The sequence below is a fragment of the Yaniella halotolerans DSM 15476 genome (assembly GCF_000420805.1).
In the GTDB taxonomy this organism is placed as follows: Bacteria; Actinomycetota; Actinomycetes; order Actinomycetales; family Micrococcaceae; genus Yaniella; species Yaniella halotolerans.
Window position 1 is genome coordinate 226,904 of record NZ_ATVQ01000003.1, and the last position, 23,556, is coordinate 250,459.

General features: G+C 53.6%; 24 protein-coding genes. 20 read left to right on the top strand and 4 right to left on the bottom strand.

The window, feature by feature from the left end; all coding sequences use genetic code 11:
• The first annotated feature begins 92 nt into the window (after nucleotides 1–92).
• A complete protein-coding gene (locus G583_RS0110900) occupies nucleotides 93–662 on the top strand; it encodes a hypothetical protein (RefSeq protein WP_022871215.1) in 570 nt (189 codons plus the stop codon).
• 18 nt (nucleotides 663–680) lie between these two features.
• On the opposite strand, the gene G583_RS0110905 is transcribed toward G583_RS0110900, so the two are convergent.
• Nucleotides 681–908: a helix-turn-helix domain-containing protein gene (locus tag G583_RS0110905; protein WP_022871216.1), complete on the bottom strand. Its 228-nt coding sequence runs from the start codon at nucleotides 906–908 to the stop codon at nucleotides 681–683.
• 208 nt (nucleotides 909–1,116) lie between these two features.
• Between G583_RS0110905 and G583_RS0110910 the strand changes: the two genes are divergently transcribed.
• From G583_RS0110910 to G583_RS15715, 4 genes are all read left to right on the top strand, one after another.
• Complete coding sequence (locus G583_RS0110910) at nucleotides 1,117–1,752, top strand: hypothetical protein (RefSeq protein ID WP_022871217.1); 636 nt, start codon at nucleotides 1,117–1,119, stop codon at nucleotides 1,750–1,752.
• Nucleotides 1,753–1,758: 6 nt separating this feature from the next.
• Nucleotides 1,759–3,345 carry an AAA family ATPase gene (locus G583_RS15710; protein ID WP_022871218.1) on the top strand — a complete coding sequence of 529 codons (1,587 nt, stop codon included), beginning with the start codon at nucleotides 1,759–1,761 and terminating at the stop codon, nucleotides 3,343–3,345.
• Between the two features lie 122 nt (nucleotides 3,346–3,467).
• Nucleotides 3,468–8,327 carry an NAD-glutamate dehydrogenase gene (locus G583_RS0110920; RefSeq protein WP_022871219.1) on the top strand — a complete coding sequence of 1,620 codons (4,860 nt, stop codon included), beginning with the start codon at nucleotides 3,468–3,470 and terminating at the stop codon, nucleotides 8,325–8,327.
• Between the two features lie 48 nt (nucleotides 8,328–8,375).
• Nucleotides 8,376–9,854, top strand: coding sequence for a sensor histidine kinase (locus tag G583_RS15715; protein ID WP_022871220.1), 1,479 nt, complete (start codon nucleotides 8,376–8,378; stop codon nucleotides 9,852–9,854).
• Between the two features lie 55 nt (nucleotides 9,855–9,909).
• Here the strand turns inward: G583_RS15715 and G583_RS0110930 are convergent, their stop codons facing one another.
• Nucleotides 9,910–10,158, bottom strand: a complete 249-nt coding sequence (locus tag G583_RS0110930) for a WhiB family transcriptional regulator (RefSeq protein ID WP_022871221.1) — start codon at nucleotides 10,156–10,158, stop codon at nucleotides 9,910–9,912.
• 340 nt (nucleotides 10,159–10,498) lie between these two features.
• Here G583_RS0110930 and G583_RS0110935 point away from each other — a divergent pair, with 340 nt between their 5' ends.
• Nucleotides 10,499–10,909, top strand: coding sequence for a hypothetical protein (locus G583_RS0110935; RefSeq protein ID WP_022871222.1), 411 nt, complete (start codon nucleotides 10,499–10,501; stop codon nucleotides 10,907–10,909).
• Here the strand turns inward: G583_RS0110935 and G583_RS0110940 are convergent.
• Nucleotides 10,906–11,292 (bottom strand): DUF1844 domain-containing protein, encoded by a 387-nt coding sequence (locus G583_RS0110940; RefSeq protein ID WP_022871223.1) that lies wholly within the window; start codon nucleotides 11,290–11,292, stop codon nucleotides 10,906–10,908. The two genes, G583_RS0110935 and G583_RS0110940, sit on opposite strands and share 4 nt — an antisense overlap.
• A 320-nt stretch (nucleotides 11,293–11,612) precedes the next feature.
• Between G583_RS0110940 and infC the strand changes: the two genes are divergently transcribed.
• From infC to G583_RS0110960, 4 genes are all read left to right on the top strand, one after another.
• Nucleotides 11,613–12,359 (top strand): translation initiation factor IF-3, encoded by a 747-nt coding sequence (gene infC, locus G583_RS15720; protein WP_245540625.1) that lies wholly within the window; start codon nucleotides 11,613–11,615, stop codon nucleotides 12,357–12,359.
• 122 nt (nucleotides 12,360–12,481) lie between these two features.
• The gene (rpmI, locus tag G583_RS0110950) at nucleotides 12,482–12,676 is read left to right on the top strand and encodes a 50S ribosomal protein L35 (protein WP_029629501.1); all 195 of its coding nucleotides are present in this window, start codon (nucleotides 12,482–12,484) and stop codon (nucleotides 12,674–12,676) included.
• A 72-nt stretch (nucleotides 12,677–12,748) separates the two neighbouring features.
• Complete coding sequence (gene rplT, locus G583_RS0110955) at nucleotides 12,749–13,132, top strand: 50S ribosomal protein L20 (protein ID WP_022871224.1); 384 nt, start codon at nucleotides 12,749–12,751, stop codon at nucleotides 13,130–13,132.
• 22 nt (nucleotides 13,133–13,154) lie between these two features.
• The gene (locus G583_RS0110960; protein ID WP_022871225.1) at nucleotides 13,155–14,027 is read left to right on the top strand and encodes a TrmH family RNA methyltransferase; all 873 of its coding nucleotides are present in this window, start codon (nucleotides 13,155–13,157) and stop codon (nucleotides 14,025–14,027) included.
• Here the strand turns inward: G583_RS0110960 and G583_RS0110965 are convergent.
• Nucleotides 13,988–16,990 (bottom strand): FtsK/SpoIIIE domain-containing protein, encoded by a 3,003-nt coding sequence (locus tag G583_RS0110965; RefSeq protein ID WP_022871226.1) that lies wholly within the window; start codon nucleotides 16,988–16,990, stop codon nucleotides 13,988–13,990. The two genes, G583_RS0110960 and G583_RS0110965, sit on opposite strands and share 40 nt — an antisense overlap.
• Before the next feature lie 205 nt (nucleotides 16,991–17,195).
• Between G583_RS0110965 and G583_RS0110970 the strand changes: the two genes are divergently transcribed.
• The 10 genes from G583_RS0110970 (at nucleotide 17,196) to G583_RS0111015 (ending at nucleotide 23,549) form a co-directional block, all read left to right on the top strand.
• Nucleotides 17,196–18,422, top strand: a complete 1,227-nt coding sequence (locus tag G583_RS0110970) for a CpaF family protein (protein WP_022871227.1) — start codon at nucleotides 17,196–17,198, stop codon at nucleotides 18,420–18,422.
• Nucleotides 18,419–19,267: a type II secretion system F family protein gene (locus G583_RS0110975; protein WP_022871228.1), complete on the top strand. Its 849-nt coding sequence runs from the start codon at nucleotides 18,419–18,421 to the stop codon at nucleotides 19,265–19,267. The genes G583_RS0110970 and G583_RS0110975 overlap by 4 nt, the downstream gene beginning before the upstream one ends.
• Complete coding sequence (locus G583_RS0110980) at nucleotides 19,264–20,196, top strand: type II secretion system F family protein (RefSeq protein ID WP_022871229.1); 933 nt, start codon at nucleotides 19,264–19,266, stop codon at nucleotides 20,194–20,196. Before G583_RS0110975 ends, G583_RS0110980 begins: the two co-directional genes overlap by 4 nt.
• A gap of 15 nt (nucleotides 20,197–20,211) precedes the next feature.
• Nucleotides 20,212–20,400 (top strand): hypothetical protein, encoded by a 189-nt coding sequence (locus tag G583_RS0110985; protein ID WP_022871230.1) that lies wholly within the window; start codon nucleotides 20,212–20,214, stop codon nucleotides 20,398–20,400.
• Nucleotides 20,401–20,775: a TadE/TadG family type IV pilus assembly protein gene (locus G583_RS0110990; RefSeq protein ID WP_022871231.1), complete on the top strand. Its 375-nt coding sequence runs from the start codon at nucleotides 20,401–20,403 to the stop codon at nucleotides 20,773–20,775.
• Nucleotides 20,759–21,184: a hypothetical protein gene (locus G583_RS15725; protein ID WP_022871232.1), complete on the top strand. Its 426-nt coding sequence runs from the start codon at nucleotides 20,759–20,761 to the stop codon at nucleotides 21,182–21,184. The genes G583_RS0110990 and G583_RS15725 overlap by 17 nt, the downstream gene beginning before the upstream one ends.
• On the top strand, nucleotides 21,181–21,621 hold the full coding sequence (locus tag G583_RS0111000; RefSeq protein ID WP_022871233.1) for a Tad domain-containing protein: 441 nt from the start codon (nucleotides 21,181–21,183) through the stop codon (nucleotides 21,619–21,621). The genes G583_RS15725 and G583_RS0111000 overlap by 4 nt, the downstream gene beginning before the upstream one ends.
• Nucleotides 21,622–21,823: 202 nt before the next feature.
• The gene (locus tag G583_RS0111005) at nucleotides 21,824–22,864 is read left to right on the top strand and encodes a baeRF2 domain-containing protein (protein WP_022871234.1); all 1,041 of its coding nucleotides are present in this window, start codon (nucleotides 21,824–21,826) and stop codon (nucleotides 22,862–22,864) included.
• A gap of 10 nt (nucleotides 22,865–22,874) precedes the next feature.
• Nucleotides 22,875–23,102: a DUF2795 domain-containing protein gene (locus G583_RS0111010; protein ID WP_022871235.1), complete on the top strand. Its 228-nt coding sequence runs from the start codon at nucleotides 22,875–22,877 to the stop codon at nucleotides 23,100–23,102.
• Nucleotides 23,103–23,171: 69 nt separating this feature from the next.
• The gene (locus G583_RS0111015; RefSeq protein WP_022871236.1) at nucleotides 23,172–23,549 is read left to right on the top strand and encodes a DUF2267 domain-containing protein; all 378 of its coding nucleotides are present in this window, start codon (nucleotides 23,172–23,174) and stop codon (nucleotides 23,547–23,549) included.
• Nucleotides 23,550–23,556: the final 7 nt, after the last annotated feature.

Consider the following 23,556-nt stretch of genomic DNA (forward strand, 5'->3'; position numbering starts at 1 on the left):
TTTTCGATGCGGGTTTCGATGATGCTCACGAGGCTAGGCCTGAGAGGTGCTCAAATACTGTAATACTGCTCCGGTGGCTTTATTGTGGTGCCATGCGTTGGAATGACCTCTTTGCCGATTTGGAAGCCCAGTTAGAGTTCGGGCAATGGGAAGCAGTGGAACAAGATGCTGCGGAGATGACCAGGGGGATGTGGGCCGAACTATCTCTAATGGATAGATTGCGAGGCGCACTGGGGCAACAGATCCGCGTTGTGTTGCTGGATGGTCGCGTGCAGTCGCTTGTGTTGCGTTCCGTCGGTCCCACGTGGGTTGGGGGCATTGCAGAGTCAGGCGCAGTGCTTTTTAGTCGTGACGCTATTTTGGGAGTTGAGGGTCCTCTTCAACGCGCCACTGTGCCGTCGCGACCATTGCAGGCAGGGCCGAGCTTGGCATCAATCTATCGGGCACTCGGTCGTCGCCGTGAAGTTCTGCAAGTCTTGGGGAGACATGGCGAAATCGTTGCAGAGGGCACGATCGACCGGGTGGGTAAGGATCATTTTGATGTAGCGATGCATGCGCGTGATGAATTTAGGCGTGCTACTTCTGTGCGGGGCATGCGGGTTATACCGTTTGAGGCTGTCTTGCTAGTTCGCGCGTCGCCCATGGGCCTCAATGAATTATGAGCTGCCGGTGGGTTCGAATTACTGCTGCTGGTTGTCGCGCTGATGGTCTGTCTCGACGACTCGCTGGCGCTGCTCTTTGTGCAGGTGCTCGATAAAATCTTCGAATTTTTGAGTGTCAACGCGCCATTGGCCTCTCCCGCCGATCTGAAAGGCTTCGAGTTCGCCTTTGAGCACCATGGTGCGAACGGCAGCAGTCGAAATCTGGAGTTCTTCTGCAACATCCGTAAGGGTTAGGAAACGTGGCATTGCAGCTCCTGTTTATCTAGAAACTTGATGAATTTTACTGTCCTTAGAATACTCTAGATAGATATTGTTCACAAGTGAGTCCAGATGCATAACCATGGTGATCTCGCGGTTTTTTGGAATGTTTAGTGTGACTGGGTAAATGAAGCCTTTCGTTCTTGCGTGCAATACGCCACAGTGGATCCTGGAAACTCACACCGAGGAATAACACATGAACGAAAAACCAGTAGAAGCGTCGCGTATTCGGACTCCTGGCTGGCGGGATCCGAGACTCATCATCGGCATTATTCTTGTATTGCTTTCTGTCACGGGCGTCGTTGCACTCATCCAAACTATGGACTCCCGGCAGGGTTACTGGGCCGCTTCCGTGGATATCGTCCCTGGGGCTGAAGTTAGTGCTGAAGACTTTCATATCGTGCAAGCCAGTATGTCTGAGTCATCAGATCGCTATTGGGTAGCAGATCAACAACTACCTTCAAAATTTCTAGTTTCATCTACGATCAGGCAGGGTGAAATGTTGCCTGTCCAAGATGTTGCGGAGGCTGACCCAGACGGACGTCAACAAGTTGGTGTCAGGGTTTCAAAAGATATGCCTTCAGCAGTTTCAATTGGTGCGCGAGCCGACGCATGGGTCGCACTGGCGAGCGCTGATGGGCGGGGCTTTGAGGAACCAACGAAACTCATTAGTAATGCCGAAGTGGTCGGCATCAACGATAACTCATCGGCCTTTGCAGCGGCAGAAACGACTACGGTTTATCTGATGCTTTCGGAGGAAGCTTTGCCGACTGTGCTTGATGCGCAAGCTAATGGGGCCCAGATCTCGCTTGTCCCAACGACCGGTAAGTAGCGCCTTATGCAAACACTGAATGTTGCGACAACTATCAATCCGCGATTTGACCATGTTACGCCGATCGAAGCAACCCGTTCAGCGGTAACCATTAGTAACCGTTGCCACGTGATCGCAGAGCTTATGGCGGTAGCTCGGTCCGGACTAGTAGATGTTGTGTTGGTTGCAAATGACCTTGAAATGGTCAGTTTGGAGACCTTGCAGCAATTGGCAGACGGAGACGGTTACGGCCCTAAAGTAGCCGCGATTAGCGATATCCCCGAAGACAGGCAACGTCTCAGCGCTTTAGGGATTCCCGTGACCTCTCCGGATTTGCCTGGCACCGAACTTGTGCAATGGATCCAAGAAGTTCATAGGTCAGTTGGGGCGGTAGAGCCATCGGCAGAGCTCAGCTCAGATGACTTACGCTTCCTTGAGGACGTGAGTCTGGATGCACAAAGTGTTCCCGAAGATATTAAACAATCTCATACGACCGGGCGCAGGGGGCGCAGAGCTGCACCCTATGATCCTGCACTAGATCTCCAGGCAGCCTCGCTGCCGAACCAACGTACTGATGACTCTGGTCAAACAGCAGCCGACGATGCACCCGTCCTTCCTATGGACCCGGGAAGCGAGCAGCAGGACGAAGTCCCCAATGATCATCCACTGCCGGTAGAAGAGGCTGTGGTTGAATCTCAGCGGGCACCCTTGGGTAATGTGACGGCGGTGTGGGGGCCGATAGGTGCTCCAGGGGTCACCACCATCGCTGTAAACCTTGCCGTGGAATCAGCTTTAGCCGGCCACAAAACGTTGCTTATCGATGCTGATACGTACGGTGCTGCGGTTGCAGTCCATCTTGGGTTACTGGATGACACAGCGGCTATTGCGCAAGCATGTCGTGCAGCGGAACACCATGGTATCGACGCATCTTCGCTGGCCAAGTTTGCGCAACATGTCACAGTTGGCGGTACCCATGTCGATGTCATCACGGGGCTGACTCGAGCTGAACGTTGGCCACAGTTGCGTGCAGCGGCATGGACAGAAATGTTACAGGCGGCACGTGCGGGCTGGGACCAAGTGATCATCGACTGTGGTTTTGGACTAGAAGAAGACGAAGAGCTCAGTTTCGATATCCCCGCTCCGCAGCGAAACGCTACAACGGTGACAGCTGTGCGCACTGCCGACACAGTTATAGCCGTGGGCACTGGAGATCCCGTAGGTTTTGCACGCTTCATGAAAGGTTTAGAACTTCTCAGAGAAACCGCGCAAACGCAGATCGTGCCCGTCATGAATAAAGTCACCGCGATGACAACAGGAGTTGGGCCAAAACATCAGCTTACCGGGGTCTGGGAACGTTTTGGACCTTCCGATGCGTTAGACCATTTTATTCCTTGGGCGCCAGAAGTTGTAGCTGCTGCCTTGTTGACGGGTAGAACGCTGGCCGAATCTGCTCCGAAATCCGAACTGCGCAATGGGATTCGAAAGCTTATGCGGGCCTGCGCCCCTGCGGTTACTCCGTTGTCTTCCACCAACCAACCGGGCGAAAAGGTGAAAACTGCACGCTTACGTCGTGCTGTTTCTACTTTCAAAGAGCGCCTCGTACGGAGTCGGTGATCCTTCGAGAAGTGCCTCGTGTTGTTCAACCCTGTTGTCTGATCAGCTCGAGGAGCTAATGTGTGGTGTGGCGGCAATGGCGCCGCCCGTACGTATTTTTTCGTCCAACAGAAAGATGCATAATGCCCGCAAATGATCCGTTGTGGACAGCGCCGTCCGCAGACAATCAGCTCCAAGCCACCGACGAACTCATGGAAGTCTATTTCCGGCACACTTCCCCGGAGGACCAACGTCAGCTGGGTGAAGAGGGGCGCAAAGCCATGGTTCAATCGCACTTGGAGCTGGCGGTTGAAGCTCGTGGCGAGCCCACAATAGGCATCGTGAGACAACCACGGCATGCAGTGGTGCAAGTCGTGCATCCAGATATTCGGTTTCTCGTGGACTCTGTATCCGCGGAGCTCAATAAGCTTGACGTGCCGATGTCAGTGATTGTTCACCCAATTGTGGTTGCGCAACACACTCAAAAGGATCAGCGGCTATCAGCAATCTTTGAATTGCCAGCGCATCAGCCAAGACTGTCAGGTGATGCCGTCATGCCGCTGGAACACATCCCGGCTGCTCCTGAGGGATATCATTCTGAGCTGCAGTCCTGGATATCGATTCAGACAGGTGTTCCGTTAGACGCAGACCAGGCTGCCAACCTGGAAACGGCAGTTAAAGCAGCGTTAGCAGATGTGCGTTGGGCCAACGAAGACTTCGTGTTGCTCAAAAAAGCCGCTACCCAAACAGCTGAAGCTCTTCGCGCCGAGGCCCCGAATACAGCTAGGCAAGTAGAACCCGCAGCCGAATTGTTGGAATGGATGCACGCCGACAATTTCGTATTTCTTGGCTACCGCGAATACGATCTGGCGACAAACGGTGATGGCAAGCAATACCTGGATGCCAACCGTGAGACCGGACTGGGGGTGCTTCGAGAACAGACTTCTACTGCACGCCCCCTCACAGAGCTGGGGCAACAACAGATCGATAACCCCAATCCGCTGATCATCACGAAGACGAACTCGCGGTCTCGGGTCTATCGCAATGCCTACATGGATTTCATTGCAGCGAAAAAATACGACGAGCACGGCACCGTGGTTGGGGAACGACGTTTCATCGGCCTGTGGCGCCCCACGCTTGAAGCGCTTCCGATCGATCAGGTGCCCTACGCGAGAGATTTGGCGTCGCAGGTACGTGAAGAAGCTGGCTTCGCTTTTGACTCGCACTCGGCCGCAGCATTAGATCACGAATTGGACCGTTACCCACTCGATGAGATGCTGCAAATGGAACCCAGGGAAATCTTGGACACCATGTTGGGCATCCTTGGGCTCGGGCAGCGCCGCAAAACCAGGCTCTTTCTACGTCCCGATATTTACGGTCGCTTCATGACCGCCATGGTATTTTTGCCCCGTGATCGGTACAACACGTCGGTCCGACTGCGGATTCAAGAGGTTCTGGTCCAGCACCTCAATGCAGAATCTTTGGACTATAGCGTGCACCTCGATGAATCAGTACTGGCACGGGTGTTCTACCGCATTCAGTTACCACAAGATTGGCAAGGCTACGATACGGTCGACCGCAGCGCCATTGAAGAGGAACTGGTGATGGCCGTGCGCTCTTGGAAAGAGGGCGTAGACATTCAAGCGGTTACAGTTTTTGGCGAGAATTCGGGAATTGAAGCAGCACAGGTGTGGGATGAAGCCTTCCCACCCAACTATCGGGTTCGTTTCGGTATTGACGACGCGATGGAAGATATTTCACGTTTTACCGCGTTAGAAGGCCAGCGGCCAGCAATTTACCTCGTGCCGGGTAAATCCGGCGTTCGGATGAAAATCTATTCTACCGAGTCGATCACCCTGACCACGTTGATGCCGATTCTTGGGGAACTCGGGGTTGATGTAACTGACGAGTACCCATTCCGTATTACTCCGCGAAATCGAGATACCTATCATCTCTATGACGTTGGACTATTAGCCGGCGATGACGTGAATATCAGTAGCGTGGGCAAACTGCTTGAAGACACTGTAGCAGCCGCCCTCGTGGGAGATATTGCGGCAGATTCTTTCAATAAACTGGTCTTGCACCAGGGCCTTGCTCCCAATCTTGTAGCTGTCCTACGCGCTTACGGTCAGTATCTGCGGCAACTCCAAGTGCCGAACTCCCTGCAGTTCATGGCAGAAGTTCTGTTAGCCAACCCAGCGGTTACCGCAGGGTTGGTCGAATACTTCGAGACCCGATTCGATCCAAAGATCGACGGGCTTGGAACAGAACCTGAAGGACAGGCCTCAGCAGAGCGTCTTGAAAAACTCGACACAATCGTTGACTCGCTCCAGGAACGAATCGATCAAGTCGCCACACTCGACGCCGATCGGCTGCTCCGCCAGTTCTTGACTGTCATGCAAGCCACCGACCGCACCAACGTATATACCGGACACGGTTGGCACAGCTTCAAATTGGCGCCGCAGCGTATTCCGTTTGCACCACACCCTCAGCCCCTTCATGAGATCTGGGTCCACTCACCAGAGATATCTGGCGTCCACTTCCGCTTTGGTGCTATTGCACGAGGTGGACTGCGTTGGTCCGATCGACGCGAAGACTTCCGCACCGAAGTGCTCTCGCTCGTACAAACACAGCAAACGAAAAACGCCGTCATTGTGCCCCAGGGTGCCAAAGGCGGTTTCTACGCTCACCAATTGCCTGATCCAGCCGTCGACCGTAACGCTTGGATGGAAGCGGGGCGCGAAGCCTATCGGACCTTCATGCGGGGCATGCTCGACATCACCGATAACCAAAAAACTGTTGATGGCGAACGCATCGTGTATACCCGGGACAACATCATCCGGTACGACGATATTGACACCTACCTGGTCGTGGCTGCGGACAAAGGCACCGCAGGATTTTCAGATACGGCGAATGAGATCGCGGCCGAATACGATCACTGGTTGGGCGATGCGTATGCTTCCGGCGGTTCTGTGGGATATGACCATAAAGAAATGGGGATTACCGCTCGTGGTGCATTCGAATCCGTGAAGTCACACTTCGGCACGATGGGCGTAGACGTGGAGAGCGAACCCTTCACAGTAGTTGGTATTGGCGATATGTCCGGTGATGTCTTCGGTAACGGTATGCGCCGTTCACGGCATACCAAACTTGTTGCCGCGTTCAACCATCTACACATCTTCATCGACCCAAACCCCGACCCCGAAGTCGCTTTTGAAGAGCGCGAACGGCTCTACTTCAAGTCGCGTTCAACCTGGCGGGATTACGACCCCGACCTCATCTCGGACGGGGGAGGGGTCTTTGACCGCACAGCTCGATCCGTGCCAATCACTGAGCAAATGCAACAGGTCTTTGGTATCCGTGGCGACGTCAAAGAAATGACTCCTAATGAACTGCTCAAGGCGGTACTGCAAGCACCCGTGGACCTGATCTACAACGGTGGTATCGGGACGTACATCAAAGCATCGGACGAAACCCACGACGACGTAGGGGACCGCGCTAACGACGCGATTCGCATCGACGGCGCCCAGATTCAAGCCAAAGTCGTCGGCGAGGGAGGCAACCTCGGTGCCACTCAGGCAGGACGAGTCGAAGCGGCCCGTCATGGCGTGCTTATCAATATGGACGCTATCGACAACTCCGGTGGTGTGGATGCCTCCGATCATGAAGTCAATATAAAAATTCTCATTGATACCATGCTGGCTGAAGGCGTCATTAGCTATGATGAGCGTGCTGACCTTCTGCTGTCTATGACCAGTGAGGTTGCGGATCTCGTATTAGCCACTAACGTCGCGCAAAATGCGCTTCTCCGGTTGGAGGAAGGGCTCGAAGACGACTGGACTCCAACGCTGATTCGCCACACCGCTTGGCTTGAGGAACATGCTGGACTGGTCCGTGAGCAAGAGGCCATCCCGAGTGAAGAAGAACTTCGAAAGCGGCTCAATGAGGGCCAAGGGTTCGTCACTCCCGAACTGGCGGTCCTCGCGTCCTACACCAAGATTCAGTTGATGCAGGACCTGCTGGATTCTCCTCTGGTTGAAGATGCGTGGTTCAACGACTGGTTGTACGCCTATTTCCCCGAAACACTCCGGCAGCGAGCCGGTGACACGATACTTCGTCACCCTCTGGCACATGAGATTATTGCCATGCTGGTAGCTAATCACGTGATCGATACCGGCGGTATTACCGCAGTGTTCCGTGCCCAGGAAGAAACGGGAGCCGATGTTCGAACAGTGGTTGAGTCGTTCTTGGCGGCTCAAGAGATTTATCTGATCAACGAGTATCGTCGCGAGCTGGAAGCGCTTCCAAACTCCTTGGACGCTGATGTGCGCTGGGAAGCCGGCTATGGACTACGGCGTCTGAGCGACCGTCTTACCCGGTGGATCATTCACCACCAGCGCGCAGATCTTCCCATGGAACAGCGAATTGCAGCGTATCAAGATCCGGTGCAAGCACTGCTGCCTACCTTGACGAACATGTTTATCGGTGAAACGAAGAAGCGTTTCGAATATGATCGCGACCGGCTCATTACAGCCGGATTCTCCCAAGACCTGGCCGCCAGAAGCGCCAGAATCTTTGAGGCATATTCGCTGTTGGATATTGTCGAGTTGTCTGAGTCTATTGACGTCAACGCCCCACGCGTGGCCGGTGTATTCTTCGCGCTGCACGAGGAGTTCGGCGTCAGTAACCTCCTTGAACTCATCACGGGCCTGTCACGTCACACACGGTGGGATTCGCTATCTCGTGTCTCGATGCGTGAAGATCTCTACAGCTGGTTGACTGAACTCACAGGCGCTGTTGTCCTGACCGAGGGCAACGAAGAGATGGACGCACAGGAAGCTATCAAGCACTGGGAAGCAGATCACGCACGGCGTGTAGCTCGCGTCCGGACCTTCCTGAATGGGGTCGAAGAACAACTCCAAGAGCAAGCTCACAGTAAAGGAGATACCGACCTGTCGATGCTGACCGTCGTTCTCCGTCGGCTGCGCACGCTGATCCTGTAAGTACGACATACCGTGGTCAGACCCGGGCGACGAGGTTACGCTACATATATGTACACCTCGTCTCCCGGGTCTTTGATCGCTGAACGGTACCGGCCACGGCTGGAACTCATCATCTCTGAATGGCAGATCGCGGCCGATCTGTCATTCTGCGATATTGTCCTGTGGTACCCCAGCAACGATTCCTATCTTGCCCATGCCCAGGCTCGCCCGGTGACAGCGCAGACCAGCCTGCCACAGGATATGACAGGTTCCGGACCACCGGCGAATCTACAGCCGCTGCTAAAACACGTGTATACCCACGGGCAACCTGTGCTCGCCAGTGACGAGTATCCTTATGGGCCACCGGGCATCGCTGCCTGGCCTGTAGTGTGGCAAGACGAAACCATCGCGGTGGTCACAGTGCATCAAAATCTGGTCTCTCAGCGGCATGCCTCGCGACTGGAAGAAATTTACCGCAAGTCGGCAAATGACCTTTTTGTGATGATGGCAAATGGTGTTTGGCCTGCGGAAGATTCCAAAGCTTCATCGACAAGTCACGGAAACCCACGGGTAGGTGACGGGCTTGTGCGCATCGATGCATACGGCCTGGTTATTTATGCGTCTCCGAATGCAACCTCAGCGTTTCGGAAACTTGGCATTCGTGAATCGATGGACGGACGGCAGCTATCGCGTTTGGTCACAAATGAACTGGATCAAGGCATGCCGATTAATGAGGCAATGCCGTCGGTGTTATTCGGAAGGCAATCTGCGCGGGTCGATATCGAAACTCGAAAAATTGTCCTATCAGCTCGGTCGATTCCACTGATCGACCAGGACGGAACACGCTTCGCTGCATTGGTACTGCTACGCGACATCACAGAAATTCGTCGTCGTGATGAACAGTTGATAAGTAAAGACGCGACGATTCGCGAAATCCACCACCGGGTCAAAAACAACCTGCAAACTGTCGGTTCGCTATTGCGGATGCAATCACGCCGAATGCAGTCTGATGGTGCCCGGCATGCATTGCTCCAAGCGATGTCACGTGTGGATGCTATCGCACTGGTCCACGAGACGCTCTCTCAAACTATGGATTCCACCGTGGACATGGACGATCTCCTAAACAAGCAATTCACGATGGCCGTTGATATCGCTGCCGAGTCCAGGCCATTGACCACAACCATCGACGGCAGTTTCGGGGAACTGCCAGGACAGCTAGCAACACCGCTGGCGCTAGTGGTTAATGAATTGGCGACCAATGCTGTTGAACACGGCACTGATGTCGCGGGGGGCAATATCCAACTGTTGGTGAAACGGTATCAACCATTAGGACAAGCTCACCCGTACCTCAAAGTAGAAGTAGTCGACGAGGGAATCAATGGCGCGCCGGAAGCCATGTATTCCATTGGTAGCGGCCTCGGCACGCAGATTATTCGAACACTGGTCGAATCAGACCTTCGCGGCACAATATCGTGGCAGCGCGAGCGCCGCAATGCCGCTGGGGTTGCGGGGACTCGTGCCACGGTGCTGATCCCACTGGACCATTAAACACTGATGGTGTCGCACAGCTTGTGCAACACCATCAGTCGGTTGAAGAGTTTTGCTAGGAGGCGCGACGTGCACGAGCTTTACGGCGTTTCAATGCACGACGTTCGTCTTCGCTCATGCCGCCCCAGACTCCTGAATCCTGGCCTGTATCGATAGCCCACTGCAAACAAACTTCTTGCACTGGACAGGTACGGCAAATTGCCTTGGCTTCTTCGATCTGCAGTAATGCAGGTCCGGTGTTACCTACCGGAAAGAAGAGTTCCGGGTCCTTTTCAAGGCAGGCTGCGCGACTGCGCCAATCCATACTGATCGCTCCCTAAGAAAACGCTGTGTCAGCGTCAATAAAAAGTGTGTACTCATCAGTAACTCGAAAACGTTCGGCCCTATCGCATCGACGCTTTATGCACCCATGACAAAGTGAGTACTGATCTTCGTTAATGTGTTATGAACCAGCTTTTCACGGAGTGTGCACCTGTTCAAGAGTTTTTTAAAGAAATATTGGCAAATCCGCGAGTCGTTAATCACATTGACGTCACTGTCGCCTTTGGGTGATGCCACGATCACACTCTGAAGCGTATGGGCGACTACGCTTAGACCATACGTTCAATCGTTGGACATTCCAGTTTTTATCACGGAGTAACTTCATGCAAAAAACCCCGCAAAGCACACGTCCATCACGGGTCGTGTTGTTTGTCGTCGCGGTGGTGGTTGGTCAAGCCATCGCTTTGATCGTCAACGCCATATTGACGATTGTAGACCCCGCTTCGCAAGAACTACCGCCCTCGGCAATGATCTTTTTGATCTTTTTGTTTGTCTTGGGGGCAGTTTGGCTGCTGGCGGCTGCAAGAGGCGTATACCAGGGAAGAGCGTGGCCGCGAGGGGCGCTGGTAGTGGCGGAAGTACTCGCGGTTATCGTGTCTTTCACGTACTTTCAGATCGGTGACGTGCTGGCTGCCTTAGCGCTGTTGATCTCAGGGGGTGCCGTGCTGGTGACACTGTTTACTCCGGCGCTGAACACACATCTTGTTCAACGCCGGAGTCGAAATAGTCTTTAGTTGACGGCACCAGTGTATTTTTCGCCGGGGCCTTGCCCGGGTGGATCTGGCACGATCGACTCTTCGCGGAACGCCAGCTGGAGCGACCGCAACCCATCGCGAAGTGGTGCTGCGTGTGCTGATCCCATATCTGGGGCGCCGGCAACAATCAGGCCGGCTAGGGCGGTAATGAGTTTGCGTGCTTCATCGAGGTCAATATGTTCGCGAGCATTGGGCATATCACCCAGACCAACTTTAATGGCCGCGGCAGTCATGAGGTGAACAGCAGTGGTGGAGATGACCTCAGCTGCAGGAACCTCGTGAATTTCTCGAACTTGGCTCTCAACGTCGTTGAGGCCAAATTCGTGTACGCCTTCTTGTGCGTGATTATGTGGTTCAGTCATAGGTCCAAGCTTGGCATATGTTCAGGTCACAAATTGCAGATCTGCGTATTTTTCGTGCTGAGAGTACTCCAGCGCGAATTGTTTTCACTGGGGGACGCTGCTAAACTGGTCAGAAGTATGACAAGTGGAGGGCGCCTCCCACCTGCCGACGGATTCTCAATCTAGTTATCGGGTAAGCCAAATGTACGCCCTTAGGCGCATTTGAGGAAGTTCAGCAAACACGTCTGGTGAACTTTGAGCCTCCACTGTCTTCACGGGGAGGCATTTTTTATGCCTTGCCGTGGCAGTCTGCCATTGGGAGTTGGCGACTACCGTCACCCATCAATGCAAGGAGATATCTCATTAGCGAGCAGCCAAGAGTAAACGAACGCATTCGCGTGCCCGAGGTCCGGTTAGTTGGCCCTGAGGGCGAACAGGTCGGAATCGTGCGCATCGAAGATGCGTTACGGCTGGCCGTTGAAGCTGAATTAGACCTGGTGGAAGTAGCCCCGAAAGCGAAACCACCTGTTGCCAAATTGATGGACTTCGGTAAGTGGAAGTATGAGGCTGCAGTTAAGGCCCGTCAGTCCCGCCGAAACCAAGCAACTACACAGCTGAAGGAAGTACGCTTCCGTTTGAAGATTGAAGATCACGACTACCAGACCAAAGTTGGGCAAGCCCAAAAATTCTTGAAGGCTGGTGACAAAGTCAAAGCCATGATCCAATTCCGCGGCCGTGAACAGCAGCGCCCGGAATTTGGTGTGCATCTACTCGAGGACTTCGCGGAAGATGTGGCTGAATTTGGCGAAGTAGAATCCAGGCCACGTCAAGATGGCCGAAATATGGTCATGGTCGTTGGCCCGCACAGGGGAGCTCAGACTCCGAAGGGCAAAGGCGGAGCGCATAAGCCACGTCAAGGTGGCGGATCCCGTCGTGACCGTGCGGCAGCTGCAGCACGTCGCGAACGTGAACAGCAGGCGGATCAAGCCGAGCCGAAAAATTCGATTGCGGATGCGATGCCAGAGGAACTGAAACAACAGGCAGCCAAGCCATCTGATGATGGTCCAAAGCCAGGTGCAGTAGCCTAGACCGTTCGACCGGTCGACAGATTTACCAGCACCGAGGCCGGTGTTGGGATACAGGGTCTTATGTATAAGGCTGAAACTGGTTTCAAGCGGAAGCCAGCGAACGAAAAGAAGGAGCGGCCACAATGCCGAAAATGAAAACTCATAATGGTGCCCGTAAGCGCTTCCGCGTCACCGGGTCGGGAAAGCTGATGCGCGAACGTGCGAATCGCCGTCACTACCTCGAGCACAAGCCATCGAGCTATAAGCGTCGCCTCAAACCAGATGTACCTCTGGCGAAGAGCGATGTGGCTCGTATTCGCCGCATGCTCGGCATCTAGTTCACCGTTATTCAGGTAATAAACCAACAGCTTTCCTCCCCGTTTGGGAGAACACACTAAGGAGTAGAACGCATGGCACGTGTCAAACGTTCGATTAACGCAAAGAAGAAGCGCCGCACAATCATGGAGCGCGCCAAGGGTTACCGTGGTCAGCGGTCACGTCTGTACCGTAAAGCACACGAGCAGCTTCTGCACTCGTACGTATACAACTATCAGCACCGCCGCAAGCGTAAAGGCGATTTCCGCCGCCTGTGGATCACCCGTATTAACGCTGCCGCACGTGCCAACGGCATGACCTACAACCGTTTCATCCAGGGTCTGAAACTGGCTGAAATCGAATTGGATCGCCGTATGCTTGCTGAAATTGCAGTCTCTGACGCAGCTACATTCTCCGCGCTGGTCAAGATGGCAAAGGCAGCCCTGCCAGCTGATGTTAACGCTCCAGTGGCTAAATAATATCTAGCGACAGAGCAGATATATGCATCATCGCCCCGTCAATTGGATGGACAACCCAAACGCAGAACGCGTCAAAAGGGTAGCCCAATTGGCGGGGCGTTCTGCTGTCCGAAATCGACGTAAGCAATTCTTAGCAGAAGGCCCGCAATCAGCGACTGAAGCCATTCGAGCTCACCTAGGCCTTCTGGAACTCTCCGAATTAGCTGCAGAATTTTGGCCGGCAGGACATACCGTCGCTGAAGTGTATTACACTGAACAGCTGACCGCCTCGAATCCTGAAGCAGCACAGCTTATCGAGGATTTGTCCACCGATGTTTTTGTCGCTAAAACATCTGAGGCTGTACTTCAGGCAATGTCTGATGCCGTAGTACATCAGAACATTATTGCGGTCGTGCACCTGCCTGTAGTGCAGGCCGGGCCGAGTACTCAAGACAAGCTCGTGGGTGCGCTCGTACGAATCCAAGACCCAGGAAATGCGGGTACGATTATTCGAACAGCAGACGCGGCCGGAGCAGACTGCGTCATTGCTACACCCCAGACGGTTGATATCTACAACCCCAAAACAGTCCGCTCCACGGCGGGGTCACTCTTCCATTTGCCCGTATATATCGGTGTTGATCTTGAGGGCTACACTCATGATTTTCAAGGCCAGATTTTTGCTGCAGATGGTTACGGCGACGTACGCCTTGATCAAGCTACGGCCGCTTTCCTTGCACAGCCAACAGTATGGCTTTTTGGCAATGAAGCGCGCGGCCTGAATGCGCAAGAACTCACCTACGCCGACCACCGTGTTGCCGTGCCACTCTACGGGCTGGCTGAGTCGTTGAATGTATCTACTGCGGCCACTATTTGCCTCTACTCTTCCGCCATGGCACAGCGCGGCGGATCAACATAACTTAGTTGTACCGCAAGGCCATTCGTTTCTTGTTCAGCAGTGACCAAGACTGCCCGAGCAGCAATAGAAGGAACGGAGACTAACTTGGGCCATATCATCCGATGCTCGGTGGATGAGTTCAACGGGAGATATAACCGCTCCGGGATCATGCCGATCATCCGACCACCAGCTAGTTCCCTGGCGCCAAAAATATAGAGCGTTAGTGTAGCGGAATTCTGTCGCAGCAATTGGATCAAATAATCTTCGAAGCCCTGGAAATGTCCAGTGACTGTTCGTGTAGCCCAGCTACCCCAATCTGTGATCACTATCGTGGTTAGTTCTTCCTGAGCTAGGAGACGGGTTAATTGTTGCGTCAGATCATGCAGAGCGTCTGGTGAAGCATCAGATGCATGAAGATATATGTCCCAACCGTGGCGGTTAGACCTGTTTTGGCCCCCGTCCAGAAAAACTTTATGTTCACCACGCCGAAGCACATGATGACAGACTGTCCTCATAGCGGTTGCAATACCGCTGTCAGCCGTACCAACCCAGGCAACTGAGCTGGTCAGGCCAGTTGTGTCGGTTCCCTCGGCCCGTGGTCCAAGCGTCAACGGATATTGGTTACAGTTTGCTGGGTCATCAACAAGTCCAATGACCTCATAAGGCGGGGAAATTCGATGTTGCGCTGCAAGATTGGTGCTTGATACTTCTGATGGGAGAACCGGCAAAATCACGGGGTCGGCGACCGGGAAATGTTTGGCACGGTTACACAGCTCCTGGGTCAGGCTGTTCCAGTCTGTTGTTTTGCTGAGATACTCCCGGCCCTGCGGGTCGGCTACTACCAACTCCACTGGCTCATCATCTAGCAAGTAACGGGAAGTCTGGAATAGCTGTGGCTGTCCACCGCCGGTTTTGTAGTAGGCCCGGCCTGGAGTTGTGGGCGAGATTCGGTAGGCGTCGCCCGTACCAAGTGTTTCCCAGGAGTCGTGCTCGGTAGCAGTGCGCAAGCTCATGACCGCGCCGATATTTGCTCTCATATCTGTGTTCACCGCGCCTTGAAGCCGCTGGGTGGCAAGGATCAGATGAAACCCTAGTGATCTACCGGTGGCGGCCAAACGTGCTAATGAGGTCGCGGCGTCACTGTTATTGTCGACGAGCACCCGCAGCTCGTCGATGGCTACGATTAGCCGTGGCAACACTACATCGGGAAAAGAATGTCGGAATGCGACATAATCGGGAACTTCGTGCTCGGCAAATAATCGTTCTCGACGAAGCAATTCAGCCGTGATTGCATCCAACGAACGAAATGACGTTTGTGCTACGTGATTGGTTTCGACGCTCATCACCTGCGGTAAAGGGTCCAAAACGTTGAATGAAGCCCCACCTTTGAAATCCATAAGGATCATGCTGACTTCGGTTGGTGGGTAGCGTTCTATGATCCCCGTCAATACGGTAAGTAGTAGCTCTGATTTACCAGATCCGGTAGTGCCGGTAATTAACAGGTGTGGGCCATCGTTTACGAGATCCACAGCCAATCCGAGCTTTCCTGTTGCGATAGTTGTGGCTAGCTCCTCGGCAGCGTACCCCTGCATGGTGCTGGGGGAGAGGACGAGGCTTTGCGAGTCTAATGGGTCCTCCGGTTGATCAGCGGCAAGCCCAAATCTAATCTTCTGCAACGTAGAAGTGCTAATACCAAGAGGCACTATTTTGGAGGCCTTCAGAGCACCGTCGATCGTGTTTTCAGCTAGGTCGACGACGGTTGTATATTCGTCAGGCAGAATATGAGTCTTGGTGGTGAAGATGAGCTGGGGTAATGAGCTTTCGGCAGCAACTTGGCTATCGATTCGCACTTGTGGTGGTCCTGCATATTGTCGCTGCTCAATCAGCAATCCACCGGCAGTAGCTTGAGTATGTCGAAGCAATTGAGCGAGGCACCAATTCTTGATCGGTCGCAATCTTGCCGGATCACCAGTGATGATCATTCGATGTTCAGGCTCGAGCGTTATCACGATAGGCACTGTAGTCGTGAGATGACCTTCCCAACGTTGGTCCTGTTGCGCTTGGGAAAGGCCTGCTTTGCGAATACCGGACCCAAGGTAAAGCACGGGGTGCTTTGGCTGCGGTCCTTTGAGGCTTAGAGGATCCGCAGTTTGGGCACCTAGTGCACGAGCGATTTGCTCCGGACCATAGACACACTTACGCATCTGACGCGTCGCGGAGTCTAAAGCGTGGCGGATTTTTCGAAGGAATCGTTGGCGTGCTCTGCGGTACTGCGTGACCATGACTGCAGCAATAATGACCGATATGCCGGAGAATAAGAGAAAATACCACATGCCTGTTACCATCATCAGCACGATGCCGATCACCAAGGGGGCAGCTGCTCCGATAACCTGGAGTAAGACATTCGGTGGTGAAGGTGGTTGGCCCGGATCGATTTCAAATTCATCGGGGGCTTTGGGAGTAGCCAGGGTTTGACCGGGCCCGCGCCGCACGGCAAATTGGCTGGAACCAACCGCGTAAGGCTCGCCGGTTTCCCATAAAAATTCTGGTTTATTCATTGGTGTGACAACTGTGCCATTGGACGAGAGGTGGATATCGAATTCTCGGGCTGATAGCCACGGATCCCGAACCCGTGCACGTGCCTCGTTGCGGCCGACCGATAGCCCCCGACGGGTTAAAGGAAAGGTGCGGCCGGCATCAGGTCCAGCAACAGTCGTCAAAGATAACTGTGGCGCCGGCTCGTAGCGGGGAGAAGACCCGGCTGGTTTTGCAATGAGCTCGCCAGATCCCTGAGCCCACCGTTGTTTCAGGTCCTCGGAATCGAAAGAGATGAGGCCTTTGTCGTCGAGGAAAAACTCCATGTCACGAGCATGAGGTACTTTTCCTGCCAGAACTTGGGCGAGCTCCACACCACCACCTGCCGGGATGCGGTTGAGGTGCCACCAAGTCGGCTCATCGAGCAAACCAAAAATTCTCAACAACATAACCTCACCTTTCCAGCTCGAATGAATACCCCAATCATGCCTCACGCTCCACGGGGCGTGAGGGGTACCAACGCCGTTGTGGAAAACAACTTTCGTGGTGCAATTTATCCACAATGAGCTGATCAGATATTGCAATGGCCCTAAAAAATATTAAAGTGAACACAGTCACAGAAACCTCACTGTGTGCACTTGATTTTGGAGCATAATGGAAGCGCAACAATTGCTGGAGCTAGAAGTTCGCGAACTTATCCGTTCTCGCGGACTCGATCCTACCGGCCAGCCCGAGACGGTACGGGAGCTCGTTGCGACCGCAACTTCGGATTATGACGCTCGTAGTATGCATGCGGCACTGCCAATGTTGGACGATGTCGTATCTACCCAGCAGGCAGTTTTTGATGCGGTGGCAGGCTTCGGCCCTCTCCAACCGCTCCTCGATGACCCGGAGATTGAGGAAATCTGGATCAACAGTCCAGCGCAGGTCTTTTGTGCACGTAACGGTGTCACCGAGCTGACGAATATCTCACTGTCAACTCAGCAAGTCGCTGATCTCGTGGAGAAAATGCTGAAAAGCAGTGGACGTCGTCTCGACTTATCTACCCCGTTCGTCGACGCGGCACTAGCTGATGGTTCACGGCTCCACGTAGTCATTCCAGATATAACTGCGAAGCATTGGGCCGTGAACATTCGAAAATTTGTGGTTCGTGCCCATAAGTTAGCGGACTTAGTACGTAAGGGGAGTCTGACCTCACAAGCAGCGGCATTTCTCGATGCTGCGGTTGGTGCTGGGCTCAACGTGTTGGTTTCCGGAGCTACCCAAGCCGGAAAGACAACGATGCTCAATTGCTTAGCAGCATCAATTGGGGCGCGCGAACGAGTCATTACTGTGGAGGAGATTTTTGAGCTGAAGATCCCGCAACGTGATGTGGTAAATATGCAGTGCCGCCAGCCAAATCTCGAAGGAGTGGGTGAAATTTCCCTTCGACGGCTGGTGAAAGAAGCACTACGGATGCGGCCCGATCGCATCATTGTCGGAGAAGTTCGGGAAGCAGAAGCGCTTGATATGCTTGTAGCTTTGAACGCTGGCCTTGCAGGCATGTGTAGTGTCCATGCCAATTCTGCTCACGATGCGTTGAGCAAGATCTGTACATTGCCACTGTTGGCAGGGGAAAATATTAGCAGGGACTTTGTGACGCCTACAGTAGCAAGTTGTTTCGACCTGGTAGTCCACTGCACTCGGAGTAGTGATGGCCAGCGGCAAGTTACTGAAATCCTCTCAGTAGGACAGCGCGTGGAAGGTGGCGTCATTGAATCTGCGCCGGTTTTTCGGATGGTCGATGACCAACTAACGCTGAATCCAACAGGACTTATGGAACATCCTAAATTTACAGCCGCTGGCATCGACATTCGTGATCTCGTTGGTGGCGCCGCGTGAGCGTGATTCTTGGTCTGGCTCTCGGCGCTGGCTTGCTTTTGATTTGGTGGTCCTTCTGGCCACGGAAACTTAAACCTTCAGACCCCACCCCCTCAAAAGCACAACAATTGATCGCTCGTAGTGGCATCGCGCGTATCACCGTATCCGGTGTTCTGACCTTGTCCCTGGTGTTGGCCTTCGTGGTGTTTATCAGTTTGACGGCGCTGACGGGCGCGGCACCAATTGGTATTTGTTTTGGTTTATTTGCCGCGGCTGTTCCATGGGCGGCATTGTCTTGGCAGGCTAGTCGCCGACAAACAGCCCTCCGTGAGATATGGCCGGATGCCATCGATAACCTACGTTCGGCAGTTCGGGCAGGACTCACACTTCCAGAGGCATTGGCGCAACTGGGCGATCGAGGACCAGAAGAATTACGGGGTGCTTTTGATGGTTTTGCCAGAGATTATCGTTCCGGTGCACGTTTTGACGATGCACTTTACCGCCTGAAAAATACTCTGGCCGACCCTACAGCAGACCGGTTAATTGCTGCACTTCAGGTTACTCGTGAAGTGGGCGGTGCAGACATTGGCCGATTATTGCAGACCCTTTCCGATTTTCTGCGAGATGATGCCCGTACTCGTTCAGAATTAGAAGCCCGCCAATCCTGGACGGTTAACGGAGCACGACTTGCTGTCGTTGCCCCGTGGGTCATCCTGCTGTTGCTTTCCACACAGCCCGATGCTGCAGCTGCCTATCAATCGGTTGCGGGATTATTTGTGCTCTTAGGAGGCATGGCCGTTTCGGTTATTTGCTATCGTCTCATGCTTCACATTGGCTCTCTCCCAGCCGAACGGAGAGTGTTATGACACCAACAATTTGGTTAGCGATAGGGTTCGCCATTACTGGTGGCCTTGGTCTTCTATTCCTCACTACGGTGGCGACTAAGCTGAATCGACCAACTCTTGCGGAACGGGTTGCGCCGCAAATGCGTGGACATGCCATAACTCGCGCTACCGAACAGCAAACGTTGACGACTTTGGGCACGCTGTCCACCATTACTGCACCGATCATTCAGGCGGGAGTGAACCAACTCAACAAGTTCAACCTCGGCAATACTCAGCTCGCCTCGAGGCTTGCGCAAGCCGGTTCTCGCCTCAATGTTGCAGATTATCGGGCGCAGCAGCTAATCATGGCGGTGGTTGCAGCTGCTTTAGCTACGATCGGCTGTATCTGGGCAGCGATTAATCACTCCCTGCACCCAGTCATAGGGTTCATAGTGGTGGTTACAGCGACCACCGTCGCGTTCTTTGCCCGCGATAATCTCCTAACTGGTCAGATCAATAAGCGGCGTACCAAGATCCTGGCGGAATTCCCGACCATCGCTGAACTTCTTGCACTATCTGTTGCCGCCGGGGATTCGGCTCACGGTGCGTTGGAACGCGTCGCCCATACGGCCAAGGGCGAACTGGCATATGAGTTCAATCTGGTGCTAACTGACACACATTCGGGTGACAGCCTAGTGAAAGCATTGCAATCATGCTCGGATCGGTTAAAACTGAACTCCGTTGAACGTTTCATCACAGGATTTACCGTCGCCCATGAGCGTGGCACACCCCTCGCAACGGTGCTTCATGCGCAAGCCACCGATGTCCGGGAACTCACCAAGCGCGAATTGTTGGAAGTGGCCGGCAAAAAGGAAATCGGGATGCTAGTGCCGTTGATATTCGGCGTTTTGCCCTTAACCGTTGTATTCGCAGTATTTCCAGGACTCTCATTACTCAACATCGGACTATAACCTTGAAAGGAACCCATGCAGATATTGCACTTAATCTTCACGCGTCTGACGCATGACAGCCTGACAGATGATCGAGGAGATGTACCCGGCTGGGTCATGATCACTTTAATGACCGCCATACTTGTGGCTGGCCTCTTAGCGATAGCTGGTCCAGCGCTGAACGGTCTCTTCGAAGAAGCTATAGCTCGAGTATCCGGTTCCTAAATGGCTTCGACGAGCGAGTCGGGATCAATCATCGCGGAATCCGCGATGATCATCGCCCTCATCACCGTTCTCTGTGCAACTATTTTGCAGCTCGGCGTCATCATACATACCAGGAATACGATGATGGATGCTGCATCGGCGGGTGCGAGGCATGCTGCACTTGCCGACCGGAGCATGGCCGACGGCGAGGACCGGGCTGTCCACTTACTGACGAATTCGATACCACACGCTGAAACAGCCAATGTAGCGATCAATCGTGATGCCAGTGGCGAGCTCATCACGGTCACAATTGATCATCAACTCCCTATATTCGGTTTCATGACGGGACCCGTGCCACTGTCTGCCACCGCTCAAGCATATGATCTCACACCGTAACGATCACGGATCAGCCACAGTTGAATTTATTGCCTTGTCTGTCATCCTTCTTATCCCGGCAATCTATCTGTTGGTAACGATTTCGCAGCTACAAGCTGCAGGCTACGCTGCCGTTGCAGCGTCAGATCAAGCAGCGAAAACCATTGCCTACACCGACAATGATTCACATGCACAGAGCAGAGCGGTGCAGACTGTGCACCTGACCGCAGAAAACTATCAGCTCGATCCTTCGACCACTAACACGACTATTCATTGCACCAACGCTCCATGCACCACTCCTGGAACACAGATCACGGTCAACGTTTCCATTGACGTGCCGTTACCACTGATTCCGACGTTCTTAGGGAACCAAACACGTATAGCTACCATGGATGCCACGGGTTACCACGTTATTGGAGAATTCGAATGATCAGACATAGAGAAAACGACGAGGGTCAAACGTCGGTTTTCGTCATCGGTGTCACCGTGGTCATCTTGCTATTTGCACTAACGATTACAGCCATAATGTCTGTCAACTTACAACACCGAAAACTCTTGTCGTTGGCTGATTCTGCAGCTCAAAGTGCGGCCACAGCCTTTACGATTGTGGATCCAAACGAATTCTCAGTCACCATTACAGACGCATCAGCATCGCAACAAGTCAACGAGCACCTTCGGGCTTTGGACGCTGAGCAACATTTCCCGAATATCGCTGTGCAATCTGTTCGGGTTATCGGTGAGACGACGGTGCAAGTTCGGCTTCGTGCCACCGCGCATCCGCCAATTGTCAATTGGGTTATCCCCGACGGGGTGACGGTGGTTGCAGAAGGTACAGCACGTACTCAGCTCAATGATTCTGAACAGTAATGCAGCTATAGGTGGCGCAGAAGAGTGTCGGCGATTCGCGGGTTGTCACAAAGGGCAGGCGGTCGTTAGGGTCGAACTAATGGCAATATTCAAGCGAAAAATCTATATCATCTAATATCGCGAACTCGAACATGGCCCCGACCCTATCGATCAACATCGTGCCATAACTTATGGCACCGTGCGAATCTTTTGAGGAGCAACCGTGCAATTAGCAGAAGTTCGAAATATTTATGACCAAGACGGACCCTTCGCAACTATCTACCTTGAAGGGCGTGCACCAGCCTCAGATGCGGAACACCAAGTCAGACTGCGCTGGGACGATCTGAGAACGCGCTTAGAGCAAGCCGGAGCCCCAGATGAAACGGTTATGGCACTAGAAGATGCCGTTATCGTTGATGATATTGCCGAAGTGCAGAGCAACGGCAGGGTTCTGGTGGCGAATGCATCGGGCGTATTGCTCAATGCTGATTGGGATGCAGCGCTCGGTGCTGGAGACGCTGCACATTTTGCACAAGAGCCAGAACTTGGTGCATTTGCACGTGAGCGGGCTCGGTCGGTTCGTATGCTTGTGGCCATTGCTGATCAGACCGGCGCCACGATACGCCAAGTTGTCGCTGCAGAAGAACACGAGCTGGACGAACAAGTAGAGCGTAACGTGACAGATGCGGCCAACGCCTCGGTTCACAAACCGCGTGAAGGCGCACTGTCGCACAAACAGATTCAACGTCGGGCAGACGAAGCAACCAAACACAACCTTCGAGAAGTTGCTAAATATTTGGACGAGACCGCCACGAAGTGGCATCCGGATGTCGTGGTCCTTGCCGGTGAAGTACAGGGACGCAAAGAACTCCTTGGTGAACTCTCTGAAGCATTGCGCGACATCGCCAGAGAAGCTGAAAGCGGCGGTACCGATGATGCCGCTGCCGAAGAGACTCTCGCTGAAGAATTGCGCTCGATCGCCAGCGACGTTGCAAATGCCCGCTCACAAGAACTGACTGAACGTTATGAATATGCCGCAGCTCACGACCAGGCAGTAGAAGGCGCCGACAAGGTGGCTCGTGCAGCTGAAATGGGCGCGGTTGAGACGCTGTTGTTGGAACACAATCGCTCGGCCGCCGATGAAGCGAAAGTCTTGGGCGCCAGTGTCAAAGTGGATGCCCAGATAGGGCTTCTCAACACCCAGGTTGAAGATGCTGTCGCCGCAGTGTTGCGGTTTGAAGCACCAGACGAACTGAAGAAGTAAAGGAGCGTAGATGACCACACGTGATGATTTGAGAGCCTCCAAAGCGTTACAGGGGATGGATTTCCCCGCAACAAAGGACAATCTGATTGAATACGCAGAGTCTCGTGGGGCTGACCAGAAGTCACTCCAGGCGCTGCGCACTTTGCCCGAAAAGGAATTCGGAAATATGGACGAAGTCATCGACGCCGTCCCACAGGAACCAGAAGGTGACGACGTCCCCGGCGGTACGCAACGGTAGCTACGGAAGACCCAGAAACGAAAGTACAACGTGATTGTGCGCTTAGGCACTGAGAATAGGAGACAAAGTATGAACACCGACGAATTGACTGACCTGATTCGCCAACGTGGCGAGTACGATTCTGCAGAATCCGCCCGAGGCGTCATGGAAGCGGTCCTGACCGTGCTCGCAGCTCGGCATACGGATGGTGAAGCAGCAAAACTGGGGGCCCAGCTACCCAGCGGCATTGGAGAGCACCTGAAGGCTCCAGAAGCCAAGCCCGAAGAGTTCGATGCGGAGGAATTTCTGGCAAGGGTCCAAAAACAATTGGACTCTAGCGAGCAGGACGCCCAGTTGGCAACGCACGCAGTCCTATCCTCCGTGACCGACGCGGTTTCAGAAGGCGAGCAGATCTCATTTATGAATGCTCTACCCAATGACCTGTCCGGTTATGCACGCTGGAGGTAAATAATTG